This window comes from Achromobacter sp. FW305-C-13, from assembly GCF_058783475.1.
The window spans coordinates 23,454-39,184 of the sequence record NZ_JBYSYN010000007.1 but is presented as its reverse complement, the minus strand read 5'-3'; the positions used below and the strand labels follow the sequence as shown (position 1 = coordinate 39,184).

Sequence of the window (15,731 nt, the reverse complement as noted above, 5' to 3'; positions counted from 1 at the left end):
GAAGCGGGGAAGGTCGCCCTGCGAGCTTGTTGCCCACGCGGACTGTCGATATCCTGGCATGTGCGGCATGTTGCCGTCGAACCCTGGAGCATCGCAAGCATGAGCACCGCTGAACGCCATGATTCCTCTTCCCTCGACGCGACGGCGCTGGGCGCCGATATCGCCCAAGGGGTTACGACCGCGCTTGCTGCGATGCAGCAGGCCGTGGACCGGGTGGCGGCGCGCAATCCCTCGATCAACGCGGCCTGCGGCATGCAGCCCGAAACCGGCCTGCGCCTGGCCCAGGCGCTGGACGACGAACTGGCGGCGCTGACGCCCGACCAGCGCGTGGCGCAATTGCAAAGCCGGCCCTTTTTGGGCGTACCGACCTTGCTGAAGGACCTGGGCACGGCGGCGTTGGGCTTGCCCAGCGCGATGGGCTCGGTGCTGTACGGCCATGTCGACTGGAATGTCGACGCCGAAATCGTCAAACGCTACCGCCGCGCAGGGCTGATCCCGTTCGGCCGCACCACCAGCGCTGAACTGGGTTTAAGCCCCACCACCGAATCGCCAGCCTACGGCCGCCCCACGCAGAACCCCTGGAAGGCCGGGCACAGCGCTGGGGGATCCAGCGGCGGCGCGGGCGCGGCGCTGGCCAGCGGCATGGTGCGGATCGCGCACGGCAGCGATGGCGGCGGTTCCATTCGCATCCCGGCCTCGTGCTGCGGCGTGCTGGGCCTGAAGCCGTCCCGGGGGATGATGCCGCTGGGGCCGCTCAAGGGCGAAGGCTGGGGCGGCCTGGCGACCGAACACATGATGACCCTGTCTGTGCGCGATTGCGCCGCGTCGCTGGATATCAGCGCGGGGGCCGACGTCGGCGCGCCTTATGCGGCGCCGGCGATACCGGCACAGTCCTACCGCGCCGTGGTGGCGCGGGTCTCGGCCGATCCCCACGCGGCCACGCGCCGCCGCATCGCATTCATCAACACCACGTACGAAGGCGGCGCGATCCATCCCGAAGTGGCTGCCGCCGTGGATGAGGCCGCGCGGCTCTTTGCCGGGCTGGGCCACGAGCTGGTGCAGGCAGCGCCGCCGGTAGGCTCCGAAGAAGTGCTGTCCCCGATGCTGCCGCTGATCGCCAGCGCCGCAGCCAACGCCATCGACACCTTTGTGGCGGCGCGGGGGCGCCGGCTGGCGGCCGACGAATTACAGCCCACCACCCTGGGCGCGCGCGAGTACGCCCGCGCCATTTCCGGCGCGCAATACGTGGCCTGCGTGGATACCTGCCACGAAATCACACGCCGCATCGGACGCTTCCTGCATCGGGACGGCACTCTGGGCTACGACCTGTTCCTCAGCCCCGTTTTGGCGCAACCGCCGGCGCCCATTGGCCGCTATGCCATGGACAACGCCGACTACCTGGCCTACCGTCTGGGCAAGAAGGGCGTGATCGGCTATTCGCCGTTCGCGCCTCTTGCCAACCTGACCGGCATGCCCGCAATCTCCATTCCGTTTGCCGTGTCGTCCGATGGATTGCCGATCGGCATCCAGGTCATGGGCCCGCTGGGCAGCGAAGCCTTGCTGCTGGAACTGGCGGCGCAGGTCGAGGCCTTGCGGCCCTGGGCGCTGGTGGCACCCATGGCCAGATAGCGGAGTTTCCACGGAGCAGCCATGTCATCGTTCGCGACGCATACCGTACAGAACCAGGTTCCGCCCCTGGAAGACTATTCCCTGTACGACACCGACCCCGCGTTACGCGAGGCGGTGCGGCGCGAGGGGGCTGACAACTGGGCGGGCGACCTGGCCGCGCATGGCGCCTGGCTGGGGCGCGCGCAGACGCTGGCCGCCGGCGCCGAGGCCAACCGCTGTCCTCCCAGGCTGGTCAGCTACGACCCGGGCGGCCACCGGATCGATCACGTGGAGTTCCATCCCGCCTGGAACCTGCTGATGGGCGGCATCCTGGCCCGCGGCCTGCACAGCCGCGCCTGGGCCCAGCCGGTGCCCGGCGCGCAGGTGGCGCGGGCCGCCGCCTACCTGATGCAGGGGCAGGTGGAAGCCGGCACGCTGTGCCCCACCACCATGACGTTTGCCGCAGTACCGCTACTGCAGCGCGAGCCAGCGGGCGCCATCGACTTTGCCGGCCAATGGCTGCCCGCCCTGTATTCGCGTGAGTTCGACGCGGCCGACGCGCCGCTGTCCGCCAAGCGCAGCGCATTGATCGGGATGGGGCTGACCGAAAAACAGGGCGGTTCGGATTTGCGCGCGGTCAGCACCCGCGCCGTGCCCCTGGGCGCGCCGGGCCGCGGCAACGCCTACGAGCTGGTGGGCCACAAATGGTTTTTCTCCGTGCCGCAGGCAGACGCGCACCTGGTGCTGGCGCAAACCGATGAAGGGCTGAGCTGCTTCTTCGTGCCGCGCTGGATTCCGGATGGTCCGCGCAACGCCATCCGCGTGCGCCGTCTGAAAGACAAGCTGGGCAACCGCAGCAACGCCAGCGGGGAAGTGGAATTCGAAGGCGCATGGGGCGTCATGGTGGGCGAATCCGGGCGGGGCCTGGCCGTGCTGCTGGAAATGGCCGCGACGACCCGGCTGGACTGCGTGCTGGGCAGCGCCGCGCTGCTCAGGCAGGCACTGGTGCAGTCCCTGCATCACGCGCAGCATCGCCAGGCCTTCGGCAAACCGTTGATCGAGCAGCCGCTGATGCGCAACGTGCTGGCCGACCTGGCGCTGGAAAGTGAAGCGGCCATGGTGCTGGCGCTGCGGCTGGCGCGGGCGGTGGACGCGCGCGCTGATGCCCCGGCGCGTGCCCTGGTGCGCGTGGGCACGCCCGCGGCCAAATTGTGGATCTGCAAGCGCGCCATCCATGCAGTGGCGGAATGCATGGAGGTCTGGGGTGGCAACGGCTACGTGGAAGAGGGGCCGATGCCGCGGATCTATCGCGAAACGCCGGTCAATTCCATCTGGGAGGGGTCTGGCAACGTCATGGCGCTGGACGTGCTGCGCGCCTTGCAGCGCGAGCCCGAGGCCCTGCCCGCGCTGGAGCAGGAATTCGCGCTGGCAGCCGGGCGGCATCGCGCCTTCGACGAGGCCGTGGCGCGCTGGCGAGCCTTGCTGGCCGATCAGGCGCAAGCGGAATTCCAGGCACGCCGTGTCGCGGGCGGGCTGGCGCGGCTGTGGCAGGCCGCCTTGCTGATCCAGCACGCGCCCGAACCCGTCGCGCAGGCGTTTGTCGCCAGCCGCCTGCACGCGGACGGCTGCATTTTCGGGGAACTGGCGGCCGGCGCCGACACTCAGGCGATCCTGTCGCGGGCCTGGCCTGCGGTCGCATGCTAAATTTCCTGGCTTGACCAACCTTCCCGTAGTCTTCTCCGCCATGCTCTCCCAACAAGAACTCAAGCAACAAGCCGCCGACGCCGCCCTGGAATTCGTTGAACAGGTCGCCGGCCCGGACGCCATCATCGGCGTGGGCACCGGCTCCACGGCCGATCTGTTCATCGATGGCCTGGCGCGTTTCAAGGGTCGCATCGCCGGCACGGTCGCCAGCTCGGAGCGCAGCGCGGCCCGCCTGGCCGGCCACGGCCTGAAGGTGCTGGACCTGAACGACGTGAAGACCATGCCGATCTACGTGGACGGCGCCGATGAAATCGACGCCAATCTGCACATGATCAAGGGCGGGGGCGGCGCGCAGACGCGCGAAAAGATCGTGGCGTCGGTCGCCGAGCGTTTCATCTGCATCGTCGACGAATCCAAGCTGGTCCAGACCCTGGGCAAGTTCCCGCTGCCGCTGGAAGTCATTCCGATGGCGCGCGAGTCGGTGGCCCGCGCCCTGGCGGCCATGGGCGGCCAGCCGCGCTTGCGCGAAGGCTTCGTCACCGATAACGGCAACATCATCCTGGACGTGGCGGGCCTGGCCATCACTGACGCGCCGGCGTTCGAAGCCCGTGTGAACAATCTGCCGGGCGTTGTCACCTGCGGCCTGTTTGCGCTGGCCGGCGCCGACGTGGCGCTGTTGGCTACCCAGAACGGCATCCGTCGCCTGGACCGCGCCGCGTAAGCGTCCCTGTCCCCGCGCGGTCTGCGTGTTGCCCCGTTTGCCCGCCTTGCGGGCGGCGGGGGCTCGATTCATAATCTTGTCACACTTGGGTCATAACCTTGCCGGTTGTGCAGGCCCATCTCGTAATTCTCTTATTTCGGGGCAATGCAATGAGATCAACCACGCAGGGAGCCCGGATGACGGAGCATACAAACAAGCAGTTCGACGCCGATCTGGAAAGCGTCCGTTCGCAGTTCTTGCAAATGGGCGGCTTGGTGGAAGCCATGATCCAGGAAGCGATCGACGCGCTGGCCACCGGCGACCTGTCGCTGGTGGAGAAGGTCCGTGAGCGGGAAAAGGAAGTCAACCGCCACGAAGTCGAAATCGACGAAAGCATCAGCCGCATCCTGGCCCGGCATCAGCCTACCGCCATCGACCTGCGCATGCTGATGGCCGTGTCCAAGATGCTGACCGACATGGAGCGTTCCGGCGACGAGGCCGAAAAGGTCGCGACTGTTGCCCGCCGCATCCACGAAGCCGAACTGCGCCACATCCCGGTGATCGAACTGCGCCACATGGCCGCCAATGTGCGCACCATGCTGCATCAGGCGCTGGACGCGTTCGCCCGCCTTGACCCGATCCAGGCCGCCGCCGTCGTGCGCAGCGACAAGGAAGTGGACAAGGAATGGAAGGGGGCCTTGCGCCACCTGATCACCTACATGATCGAAGACCCGCGCACCATCTCGCGCGCCATCGACATGATCTTTATTGCGCGCGCGCTGGAACGCATCGGCGACCACGCCAAGAACATGTCCGAACGCGTGATCTACATGGTCAAGGGCGCCGACGTGCGTCACACCGGCGTGAAGAACACCGAGCGCCTGGCGCGCGGTGAAGACGGTTCGGAAGACGACGAGCAGTAGCCGGGCCTCTATGCCCCAGGCCGCCATCGGCGGCCGCTGACAAACCCCAGTGCAGCATGCCCTGGGGTTTTTTCTTTGCCTGATCGGGGTTGCCGCCTGCGCCGACTACAGTGGCAGCGTAGCGCCCTGGCACAGGCGTGGGTCCGGCACGCCGGGCTTGCCGGCGTCGACACGGCCGGCCAGGCGACGCCCGAACGCCGGTAGCGCGGGGGCGCTGATTTCCAGGTCGTACCAGCCTTCACAGCCGGCGTATTTAAGTTCCAGCGCCCCGCCTGCCTGCACGTGCGCCATGGCGCGCCAGCCGTCACCCATGTGCGACTCCACCTTCACGGGTTGCGGCGTGTCGCTGTGATTGATCAGGCGCAGGCGCAGGCCCGAGGTGACGGGAACGAACTGCGCCTCCAGCATGCCGGCATCCCGCGCATCGCCCCGGAATTGACGATGGAAGCCGTCCGGCCCCAAGAGCCACAGGTCATAAGCGCCATGCTCGCCCAGGCGCCAGCCGTCATCCAGCCGCGCGCCGTGGCCTACGGTGTAGCGACGGGGCGCATGCGCCAGGTCCAGGCGGTCGTATACATGCAGCACGGCGCCCGCGCTGCCGGAATTGCGCAAGGTCAGGCGGTAGTGCTCGCCGTCGGCCGTCATGCGGCCCACGGCTTCCAGCGCGTAGGGCAGCGGGCAGGCGTGGCGGTTGCTGTCGGGATGAAGCGAACCCCGGTCGCCGGCAAAGTCGAACGCGGAGGTCAGGTCGCCGGCGACGGCGCGGCGCCACGGGCTGATATTGGGTTCGGCGACGCCGAAGCGAGCCTCCAGGAAGCGGATCACCGAGGTGTGGTCGAACACCTGCGAATTGACCCAGCCGCCGCGGCTCCAGGGGGACACCACCAGCATCGGCACGCGCGGGCCCAGGCCGAAGCCGCGGCCGTGCAGGCTGGCGGGATCCTCGTTGGACGCGGCGCTGGGGCCGTGGCGGGTGTCGTGGTATTCGCCATCCAGCTCCACCGTGGACAGTCCGCCCGAGCAGCTGTCGGTATGGCGGGCGGGCGGCGCGGGCGGCGGCATGTGATCGAAGAAGCAGTCGTTCTCGTCGTAGGTGACGAGGAACACGCAGCGGCTCCAGGTCTCCGGGTTGCGGGTCAGGATGTCCAGCACGCGCTCGGTGTATGCGCCGCCTTGGCGGGGCGACGACACTTCGGGATGTTCGGAATCAGCAGTGGGCGCGATGATCCAGGACACCTGGGGCAACGTGCCCGCGTCGACGTCGCGGGCCAGGTCATCCAGCGTATAGGTGGACAGGCCGCGGTCGCGCAAGGGGGCATCGGCCGCGCCGCTGGCGAACTGGCGGCGGTACTGCCTGAAGCCGGCCAGCGGGTTGTCGTGGAAGTTGTCCGCCATGTCCTGGTAGACGCGCCAGTCCACGCCGGCGGCTTGCAGGCGTTCGGGGTAGGTGGTCCAGGCGTAGCCTTCATCGGGCGAGCCCAGGCGATCGAAAGTGTTGACCAGCGCGGGGCCGCCGGCCTGGCCCTGCGGATCATTGGTGCCCGTCCACAGGAACAGCCGGTTGGGATTGGTGCCGGCGTGCAATGAGCAATGGTAGGCGTCGCACACGGTGAAGGCGTTGGCCAGCGCCGTCTGGAAGGGGACGTCGTCGCCGGTGTAGGCGCCCAGTCCCAGGCGGCTCTTGGCGGACAGCCATTGATCCATGCGGCCGTCATTCCATGCGCGCTGTGCATCGTCCCAGGTGTGCGGCGTGATGTAGCCCACCGGCGTGTTGCTGGCATATTGCGTGCGCAACGCATAGGGGCGGCAGCTTGCCTCGCCATCCGACTGCGTCAGCACGTTGCCGGCCGCCGTGGGCGCCGGGTGCGGGTCCGCGAAACCGCGCACGCCGGGCAGCGTGCCGAAATAATGGTCGAACGACCGGTTCTCCTGCATCAGGACGACGACATGCCGCACGTCGTGAAGCGTACCGGTCTTGCGGTCTGGGGCAATCGCCAGCGCGCGCGCGATGGACGGCGGCGGATCCGCGGGATGGGGCAAGCGCGATTCTTCTCTCATGACAGCATTAATACGGCCAACAATGTTCGAATCTTAAGCGCAGCAGGCACTGCCGTCTTGATGATGTGCGGGCAGTCCCTGAAAACGCGAAGCCCCTCGCTGGCGAGGGGCTTCGGTGGGGCGCGCCGGATGCCGTCTGGCATGGTCGGCGACGCGGATCAGGCCGAGGGCGGGACGTAGCCGTGGGCTTCTACCGTACCGTCTTCGAACAGGAAGCGTTCCATCTGTTCTTTCAGGTACTTGCGCGCGCGGGCGTCGGCCAGGTTCAGGCGGTTTTCGTTGACCAGGCGGGTCTGGATGGCCTTCCATTCTTCCCAAGCTTCCTTGGAAATGCTCTGCCAGATCTTCGTGCCGAGCTCGCCGGGGTAGGGAGGAAAGTCCAGCCCCTCGGCTTCACGCTTCAATTTCACACAGTTGACGATACGGGACATGGTTCGCTGCCGAAAAGATGGATAACGGCGTATTTTAGCGGGCTTGGCGTCCGGAGGGCGCCAAGCCCCTTCGAGCCCTGCGGTCAGGGCCCGTGGCGGCGGTTACAGCTTCTTGATGAAGACCATGCTGTTGCGCGAACGGTTGTAGTTGTTCTGCTTTTCGCGGGGCAGGTCGGTGACGCCGCCCTGCACGAATCCGCGCTTGATGAACCAGTGCGACGTACGGGTGGTCAGCACGAACAAGCGCTTGGCGCCGGTGGCCCGGGCGCGGGACTCCATATGGCGCAGCAGAATTTCACCTTCGCCGGAGCCCTGCCATTCCGGGTGCACGATCAGGCAGGCCATTTCGGCCATATGTTCGTCGGCGAACGTATGCAGGGCGGCGCAGCCGTAGATCACGCCGTCGTGCTCCAGCACCGTGAAATTCTCCACGTCGCGTTCGATCACGCTGCGCGGGCGCGGCACCAGGGTGCCGTCGGCTTCCAGCGGTTCGATCAGGCTCAGGATGGCGCCCACGTCGTCGATCGTGGCGGCGCGCAGATCGTCCAGCGTGTCTTCCACCACCATGGTGCCCACGCCGTCGTGGGTGAAGATCTCGAGCAGCACGCTGCCGTCCAGCGCGAACGGCAGCAGGTGGGCGCGGGCCACGCCGCGTTTGACCGCCAGCGACGCGTATTGCAGGAAGGCGTGGGTTTCTTCGTCCAGTTCGCCGCCGGCCAGCAGCGCGTCGGCGTCCACACGGGCCAGTTCGGTGTCCAGCGTACCGTCGTCGTTCAGCACGCCTTGCGAGGTGGACAGGAAGATCAGCTTCTCGGCGCGCAGCGCCACGGCGACGCTGGTGGCCAAGTCTTCCATGGCCAGGTTGAACGCGTCGCCCGTGGGCGAGAAGCCCAGCGGCGACAGCAGCACCACCGACGAGCCCTTCTCGATGGCGAACTTCAGTGCCTCGGTGTCGATCTTGCGCACCTGGCCGGTGTGCTTGTAGTCCACCCCGTCCAGCACGCCGGTGGGACGCGCCGTCACGAAATTGCCTGAAATGACGCGGATGTGTGCGTGCGACATCGGCGTGTTGGGCAGCCCCTGGCTGAAGGCGGCTTCGATGTCCAGGCGGATCTCGCCCGCGGCTTCCTTGGCGCATTCCAGCGCGGCGGCGTCGGTGGGGGACAGGCCGCGGTCGAACTGCTGCGTGAAACCCTTCAGGCGCAGCTGCTCATTGACCTGCGGGCGCGAGCCATGCACCAGCACCAGCCGGATTCCCAGCGACGACAGCAAGGACAGGTCCTGCACCAGCGTATTCAGCGCGCCGGCCTGCACCAGTTCGCCACCGAACGCCACCACGAATGTCTTGCCTCGGAATGCATGCACATAGGGCGCCACGTCTCGAAACCATCGGACGAACTGGGCGGGTGCGAATTCTGGGGCTTCTAGGGCGGAGACGGTGTCTGGTTCCAGGTCGGGCATGATGGACGGAGGGATTCCTGAGAGTCGGTAAAAACGCGGCGCTTTGCCGCGCCATAGCGCCGTCCGGTGACGGCGTGGCGAAATTATATGGCCGTCGGGGGCGGGCGCAGCCGGAAAATCAGCGCTTATTTCGTACCCGATTTCTACCGCGTCCGGCGGGCAAGCGGGCAGGGAAGCCATAGAAATTTATAATGCCCGGCTAACCGGACTATCGTACATGCCTGAATCCTCCCGCCCGCGGGCGCCCAAGACGGCTTCCCCGGGGGCTCCGGCCGCCGCGGCCGACGCCGCCCGTGCGGCCAAACGGGCGCCGCGCCCCGAGCGTCCCGAGCGCCCCATCCCTGCCGTGACCTACCCCGAAGACCTGCCCGTCAGCGCGCGGCGGCCGGAGATCGCACGCGCGATCGCCGGCCACCAGGTCGTGATCGTCAGCGGGGAAACCGGCTCGGGCAAGACCACCCAGTTGCCCAAGATCTGCCTGGAACTGGGCCGCGGCCGCCAGAAGATGATCGGCCATACCCAGCCGCGCCGCCTGGCCGCGACCTCGGTGGCCAAGCGCATCGCCGAGGAGCTCAATACGCCGATGGGCGAAGTGGTGGGCTACCAGGTGCGGTTCAACGACCGCACCGGCCCCAACGCGTCCATCAAGCTGATGACCGACGGCATCCTGCTGGCCGAGTCGCAGCGCGATCCGCTTTTGCGCCGCTACGACACGATCATCATCGACGAGGCGCATGAACGCAGCCTGAACATCGATTTCCTGCTGGGCTACCTGAAGCAGCTGCTGCCGCGGCGCCCGGACCTGAAGCTGATCATCACGTCGGCCACCATCGACGCCGAGCGCTTTGCCCGCCATTTCGCCGCATCCGAAGACAAGCCCGCGCCGGTGATCGAGGTATCGGGCCGCCTGTACCCGGTCGAAGTCCGCTACCGCCCGGTGCGCGAGGAACTGGCCGAGGACGAGGCCGCGCCCGCGGCCAAGCCCGGCCGCGACCGCGAGCGCATGTCGGGCGACGAAGAACGCGACCTGATCGACGCCATCGTGGACGCCGTGGACGAATGCGCCCGGCACGGCCCGGGCGACGTGCTGGTGTTCCTGCCCGGCGAACGCGAAATCCGCGAATCCGCCGAAGCCCTGCGCAAGCGGCACCCCGCCGGCACCGAGGTGCTGCCGCTGTACGCACGCCTGTCGCAGGCCGAGCAGGAACAGATCTTCCATCCGCGCACCAACGCGCGGCGCATCGTGCTGGCCACCAACGTGGCCGAAACGTCGCTGACGGTGCCGGGCATCCGCTTCGTGGTCGACAGCGGGTTGGCGCGCATCAAGCGCTATTCCTGGCGCAACAAGGTCGAGCAACTGCGGATCGAACCGATCAGCCGCGCCTCGGCCAACCAGCGCGCCGGCCGTTGCGGCCGGGTGGGGCCGGGCCTGTGCATCCGTCTGTACGACGAGCTGGACTTCAACAACCGCGCCGCCTTCACCGATCCGGAAGTGCTGCGCTCGTCGCTGGCCTCCGTCATCCTGCGGATGAAGTCGCTGAAGCTGGACGATATCGAGCAGTTCCCCTTCGTCGAGGCGCCGCCCGGGCGCGCGGTGGCCGACGGCTACCACCTGCTGCAGGAGCTGGGCGCGATCGAACTGGCGTCCGCATCGGACGATGAGGGCGAGGCCTCGCGGACCGGCGCGTCGTTCGTACTGACCGAGACGGGGCACGAATTGGCCAAGCTGCCGGTGGATCCGCGTATCGGCCGCATGATCCTGGCCGCGCGCGAACACCTGTGCCTGTCCGAAATGCTGATCATCGCATCGGCCCTGTCGGTGCAGGACGCGCGCGATCGCCCCATGCAGGAACGCGAGGCTGCGGAAGCGGCGCACGCCAAGTTCGCCGACGACAAGTCGGAATTCATTTCCTTCCTGAAACTGTGGCGCTGGTATGGCGAACAGGTGCAGCACAAGGCGTCCCAGCGCAAACTCGTGAACCTGCTGCGGCAGAATTTCCTGTCGCCGATCCGGCTGCGCGAATGGCACGACGTGCACACCCAGTTGTCCGCGCTGGTGGGCGAGCAGGGCTGGCGCGTCAATCAGGCGGAAGCCACCTACGAACAGCTGCATCTGGCGCTGTTGTCCGGCCTGTTGGGCAATATCGGCTTCAAGAGCGACGAGGGCGGCCATTACCAGGGCGCTCGCGAAATCCGCTTCCATATCCACCCGGGTTCGCGCCTGGTGAAGAAGGCGGGACGCTGGATCATGGCGGCCGAACTGGTCGAAACCACACGGCTGTACGCGCGCTGCGTCGCCCGGATCGATCCGGTGTGGCTGGAAAAAGTGGGCGCCCACCTGATCCGCAAGAACTGGTCGGACCCGCGCTGGGAAAAGAAGGCCGGGCAGGTCGTGGCCAACGAGCGCGCCACGCTGTACGGGCTGACCATCTACACGGGCCGCCGCATCCACTACGGCCGCGTGAACCCGACCCATGCGCGAGAACTGTTCATCCGCCAGGCGCTAGTGCCCGGCGAGATCGACACGCGGCTGCCCTTCGTGGCGCACAACCGCAAGCTGATTGCCGGCATCGAAAAGCTGGAGCATCAGACGCGCCGCCCGGACATCCTGGTGGACGACGAACTGATCTTCGCCTTCTACGACCGCCAGTTGCCTGCAGACATTTCCCAGACGGCGTCACTGGAAAAGTGGGTGTCCAGCCTGGACAAGGCGGCCGCCGCCAAGCTGATGCTGACCCGCGACGAGCTGATGCGGCACGAAGCCGCCGGCGTCACGACCGATGTCTTCCCCAAGAAGGTGGAATGGCAAGGCGTGTCGATGGCGCTGGACTACCACTTCGAACCCGGTTCGCCGCGTGACGGCGTGACGCTGTCGGTGCCGCTGTTCGCGCTGAACCAGATCGACCCTGACCGCTGCGAGTGGCTGGTGCCGGGCATGCTGAAGGAAAAGGTGCACCTGCTGCTGAAGTCGCTGCCGCAAAAGCTGCGCCGCCATTGCGTGCCGCTGCCCGACTATGCCGCCGGCTTCTACGAGCGCTGGTTCGAACGGCAGGCTGACCCGCAGCAAGGCCTGGTGGATGCCATCATCGCCGATATGTGGGACCAGGTGCAGGTGCGTCCGGCCGTGGGCGATTTCAAGCTTGAAACCTTGCCCGCCCACCTGTTCATGAATTTCCGCGTGGTCGACGAACATGGCCGCATGCTGGCCGCCGGGCGCAACCTGGCGCAGTTGCGGGCCGAATTCGGCAAGCAGGCGCAGGCCACTTTCCAGCAACTGGCGGCCAGCGATACGCAGGTTGCCCAGGCGCTGGCGCACGAGAACCTGACGACATGGTCGTTCGGCCCCTTGCCGGAGATCATGGAGATCAAGCGGCGCGGCCAGTCCGTCATCGGCTATCCAGCCCTGGTGGACCGGGGCACGCATTGCGACCTGGACGTGTTCGACGACCCGGACGAGGCGCGCAAGCACCATCGCGCGGGCCTGTTGAAACTCTTCCGGCTGGGGCTGCGCGAGCAGGTCAAGTTCCTGGAAAAGAACCTGGCGGACCTGACCAAGATCAGCATGCTGTACATGACGCTGGGCACGCAGGAAGAACTGCGCGACCAGATCATCGATTGCGCGCTGGGGCAGGCGTGCCTGGCCGAGCCGTGGCCGGTGAACGAGCAGCAATTCGACGCGCGCCGCACTGAAGGCAAGGGCCGTCTGGGCCTGCTGGCGCAGGAAGTGGCCAGGCTGGCCGGCGCGGTGCTGACGGAATACGCGGCGCTGCAACGCAAGCTGCCGCAGGCCAAGCCGCATGCGGCCGCCTACGCGGACCTGCAGCAGCAGATCGGCGCGCTGATGCCGAAGATGTTCATCCGCGACACGCCTTATTCGCAACTTTCACACTATCCGCGCTACCTGAAGGCGGCAGTGGCCCGCATTGACAAGTTACGGGCGGACCCGGGACGCGACGCAAAACTGGTCACGGAAATGGCGCCGCTGGTGACGCAGTATCAGCGGGCGAGGGCGGCATTGAAGGGCGCGCCGGATCCGCGGCTGGACGAGTTCCGGTGGTTGCTGGAGGAACTGCGAGTGGCGTTGTTTGCGCAGGAACTTCGGACGCCGATGCCGGTGTCGGTCAAGCGGTTGATGAAGAGTTGGGAGTCTTTGAAGCGGTGACGCGTTGACGGTGGGGGGTGGCGTTTCGTGCTGCTTGTTTCGTGTGTGGCGCGTGGTGCTTCGTAGGCCGCTGGTCGGCGGGGCGGCCTGACTGCGCGCGCCCACGATTGCGGTCCGGAGCCTTCGCTCCGGACTCTCCCGTCGTCATCTTCGTCCTCGCCTTCGGCGACTCCTTCAGATTCCCTCGGGCGCATCAAGGTTGCGTGCAGTCAGGCCGCCCCGCCGACCACCTGCCGCCGTCTTGGCCTGGCGCGCCGCCAGGTCCAGGATCCTGGACGAGTCTTACGGTGCCCGCCGATTGCGGCCGCGCGGGCGGCCGTAATCGGCATACGCATCTTCAGGTTCTGTTGGCCCTGTCGTTTCTCTGGCAGATCCGTCGATATCGTCAATCGTAGGATGGGTGAAGCGCGGCAATTCGGACACAAGAGCCGGGCTGCCCATCGCGCGCAACCCATCGCTCCATCCCCCGGTGCAAGACACCGCGCAACCCATCACCCCACCCCCCCGACGCAAGACACCGCGTAAGCCCCCAAAGGCCGCCCGCGCGGCCGGCCGGGGGCGGGCCCCGCAAGATATTCCTCACCCTCTCCATCCGGGGCAAGAACCCTAAGCACCCGGTCCTCCCCCACTGACGTGAGATTGCACCTGACCGAGCCTGGTGTGGCGGGGGCCTGGGGGGCGCGGGGCGTCGATAAGCCCAAGGGAATCCGAAGGCAGTTGCCGCAGGCAACAACGAGGATGACGCAGGGGCAGTCCGGAGCGAAGGCTCCGGACCGCAATCGTTGCCCCGCGCCCCCCAGGCTCCCGCCAGGCCAGGCGTCTCAAGAACGCCACCAAGCAACACCCCAAACCCCAAAAACCCACAAAACCCCTAATTCAGACCGCCGTCATCTCGTTATGCTCCAATTCGCTGGCCTCTCCCCTTGCGCCCTGGAACATCCCCGATATGTTCGAGTTATTCAGCCCCCGGACCCGCCCGAAAACGGGCTCTCGCTCCACCCCTAACCGCTGGGATTGGGCGCTATTGCCCCTGGTGCTGGGGATCCTGGCCTTGATGGCTTACGGCGCCTCTCAAATGAGCCGCCCGTTCGCGTTGGGCGAGGAACTGCCGATCTCTTTGGATCCGGCCTATCTGCCGTATTACCTCTTGCGCACCATCCTTCGGATGTTCACGGCGCTGGGCTTTTCCCTGCTGTTCAGCTTCGTCTTCGCCGCCATCGCCGCCAAGTACCGGACGGCCGAAAAAGCGATGATCCCCATGCTGGATATCCTGCAGTCCGTCCCGATCCTGGGTTTCCAGGCCATCGCCATCGCCCCGTTCATCGCGCTGTTCCCTGGCAACCTGCTGGGTGTGGAATGCGCGGCGATCTTTGCGATCTTCACCTCGCAGGCCTGGAACATGGCCTTCAGCCTGTATCAATCCATGCGCACGGTGCCGGCCGAACTGAACGAAGCCGCCCGGATCTTCCGGCTGTCGGGCTGGCAGCGGTTCTGGCGGCTGGAACTGCCCTATGCCACGCCCGGGCTGCTGTGGAACATGATGATGTCCATGTCGGGCGGCTGGTTCTTCCTGGTGGCCGCCGAAGCCATCTCGGTGGCCGGGCAAGACATCAAGCTGCCCGGCATCGGCTCCTACATCGCCGTCGCGATCCAGGCCGAGGATGGCCGCGCCATCGCCTGGGCCATCGGCGCCATGATGGCGGGCATCCTGCTGTATGACCAGCTCTTCTTCCGGCCGCTGCTGGCCTGGGCCGACAAGTTCCGGTTCGAGGAATCGCAAGGCGACGCCGCGCAGCAGTCGTGGTTGCTGGACTGGACGCGGCGCAGCCGCTGGATGCAGGCGGTGTCGAACGCGTTCTGGGCGTGCATGCGCCGTGCGCTGGGGTGGTTCAGCGTGCCGTATGACGGCACCTCCATCCGGGCGCGGGCGAAGGTGCCCGATCCGCGCTGGACCCGCGTCTGGGACGCCTTGCTTGCGGCCGCGGCCCTGTTGGCGACGTACAAGCTGGTGGTGTTCGTCCATCAGGACGTGGGCTGGGGCGAGGTGCTGCACGTGCTGGGCCTGGGTGGCATCACGATGGTCCGGGTCATGCTGCTGATAGCGCTGGCCTCGGTCGTCTGGGTGCCGGTCGCGGTATGGATCGGGTTGCGTCCCCGATATTCGCAGCGCGTGCAGGCCGTCGCGCAGTTCCTGGCCGCGTTCCCGGTGAACCTGCTGTTCCCCGCCGTGGTCTACGTCATGGTGGCCTGGCAGCTCAACCCGAACATCTGGCTCAGCCCGCTGATCATCTTTGGCACCCAGTGGTACATCCTGTTCAACGTCGTGGCGGGCGCGTCCACCATCCCCAACGAACTGCGGCTGGCGGCCGACAACCTGGGGCTCAAAGGCTGGTTGCGCTGGCGCCGGGTGTATCTGCCCGCCGTCTTCCCCAGCTTCATCACCGGCGCCATCACCGCCAGCGGCGGGTCGTGGAACGCCAGCATCGTGGCCGAGTATGTGTCCTGGGGCAAGACATCGCTGGTCGCCGACGGCCTGGGCAGCTACATCAAGCAGATGACCGAGCAAGGCGATTTCCACCGCATCGCGCTGGGCATTGGCGTGATGTGCGTGTTCGTGATGCTGTTGAACCGATTTTTCTGGCGCAAGCTGTATCTGCTGGCCGAAGACCGCGGCCGCTAGGAGT

Annotated in this window: 9 protein-coding genes; 6 read left to right on the top strand and 3 right to left on the bottom strand. The window is 66.9% G+C overall.

Annotated elements, in window-relative coordinates:
* Nucleotides 1–99: 99 nt before the first annotated feature.
* The 4 genes from AC3WMU_RS29255 to phoU all read left to right on the top strand — a co-directional run bounded on the left by AC3WMU_RS29255 (nt 100) and on the right by phoU (nt 4,935).
* The gene (locus AC3WMU_RS29255; RefSeq protein ID WP_492283360.1) at nt 100–1,629 is read left to right on the top strand and encodes an amidase; all 1,530 of its coding nucleotides are present in this window, start codon (nt 100–102) and stop codon (nt 1,627–1,629) included.
* Between the two features lie 21 nt (nt 1,630–1,650).
* Nucleotides 1,651–3,312, top strand: a complete 1,662-nt coding sequence (locus AC3WMU_RS29250) for an isovaleryl-CoA dehydrogenase (protein WP_492283359.1) — start codon at nt 1,651–1,653, stop codon at nt 3,310–3,312.
* Nucleotides 3,313–3,352: 40 nt separating this feature from the next.
* Nucleotides 3,353–4,033 carry a ribose-5-phosphate isomerase RpiA gene (rpiA, locus tag AC3WMU_RS29245; RefSeq protein ID WP_492283358.1) on the top strand — a complete coding sequence of 227 codons (681 nt, stop codon included), beginning with the start codon at nt 3,353–3,355 and terminating at the stop codon, nt 4,031–4,033.
* Nucleotides 4,034–4,209: 176 nt separating this feature from the next.
* Complete coding sequence (phoU, locus tag AC3WMU_RS29240) at nt 4,210–4,935, top strand: phosphate signaling complex protein PhoU (protein WP_006224888.1); 726 nt, start codon at nt 4,210–4,212, stop codon at nt 4,933–4,935.
* 105 nt (nt 4,936–5,040) lie between these two features.
* On the opposite strand, the gene AC3WMU_RS29235 is transcribed toward phoU, so the two are convergent.
* From AC3WMU_RS29235 to argA, 3 genes are all read right to left on the bottom strand, one after another.
* A complete protein-coding gene (locus AC3WMU_RS29235) occupies nt 5,041–6,993 on the bottom strand; it encodes a phosphocholine-specific phospholipase C (RefSeq protein ID WP_492283357.1) in 1,953 nt (650 codons plus the stop codon).
* A 158-nt stretch (nt 6,994–7,151) separates the two neighbouring features.
* The gene (locus tag AC3WMU_RS29230) at nt 7,152–7,424 is read right to left on the bottom strand and encodes an oxidative damage protection protein (protein ID WP_006218476.1); all 273 of its coding nucleotides are present in this window, start codon (nt 7,422–7,424) and stop codon (nt 7,152–7,154) included.
* 102 nt (nt 7,425–7,526) lie between these two features.
* Nucleotides 7,527–8,885 carry an amino-acid N-acetyltransferase gene (gene argA, locus AC3WMU_RS29225; protein ID WP_006224886.1) on the bottom strand — a complete coding sequence of 453 codons (1,359 nt, stop codon included), beginning with the start codon at nt 8,883–8,885 and terminating at the stop codon, nt 7,527–7,529.
* A 217-nt stretch (nt 8,886–9,102) separates the two neighbouring features.
* Here argA and hrpA point away from each other — a divergent pair, with 217 nt between their 5' ends.
* Complete coding sequence (hrpA, locus tag AC3WMU_RS29220) at nt 9,103–13,047, top strand: ATP-dependent RNA helicase HrpA (RefSeq protein WP_492283356.1); 3,945 nt, start codon at nt 9,103–9,105, stop codon at nt 13,045–13,047.
* Nucleotides 13,048–13,993: 946 nt separating this feature from the next.
* The gene (locus AC3WMU_RS29215; RefSeq protein WP_088591600.1) at nt 13,994–15,727 is read left to right on the top strand and encodes an ABC transporter permease; all 1,734 of its coding nucleotides are present in this window, start codon (nt 13,994–13,996) and stop codon (nt 15,725–15,727) included.
* Nucleotides 15,728–15,731: the final 4 nt, after the last annotated feature.

What these genes read in the sequence shown, in the direction of transcription:
- AC3WMU_RS29255 (WP_492283360.1), top strand. Translation starts at nt 100, where the DNA reads ATGAGCACCGCTGAACGCCATGATTCCTCTTCCCTCGACGCGACGGCG.
- argA (WP_006224886.1), bottom strand. Translation starts at nt 8,885, where the DNA reads ATGCCCGACCTGGAACCAGACACCGTCTCCGCCCTAGAAGCCCCAGAA.
- AC3WMU_RS29250 (WP_492283359.1), top strand. Translation starts at nt 1,651, where the DNA reads ATGTCATCGTTCGCGACGCATACCGTACAGAACCAGGTTCCGCCCCTG.
- phoU (WP_006224888.1), top strand. Translation starts at nt 4,210, where the DNA reads ATGACGGAGCATACAAACAAGCAGTTCGACGCCGATCTGGAAAGCGTC.
- AC3WMU_RS29230 (WP_006218476.1), bottom strand. Translation starts at nt 7,424, where the DNA reads ATGTCCCGTATCGTCAACTGTGTGAAATTGAAGCGTGAAGCCGAGGGG.
- AC3WMU_RS29235 (WP_492283357.1), bottom strand. Translation starts at nt 6,993, where the DNA reads ATGAGAGAAGAATCGCGCTTGCCCCATCCCGCGGATCCGCCGCCGTCC.
- rpiA (WP_492283358.1), top strand. Translation starts at nt 3,353, where the DNA reads ATGCTCTCCCAACAAGAACTCAAGCAACAAGCCGCCGACGCCGCCCTG.
- hrpA (WP_492283356.1), top strand. Translation starts at nt 9,103, where the DNA reads ATGCCTGAATCCTCCCGCCCGCGGGCGCCCAAGACGGCTTCCCCGGGG.
- AC3WMU_RS29215 (WP_088591600.1), top strand. Translation starts at nt 13,994, where the DNA reads ATGTTCGAGTTATTCAGCCCCCGGACCCGCCCGAAAACGGGCTCTCGC.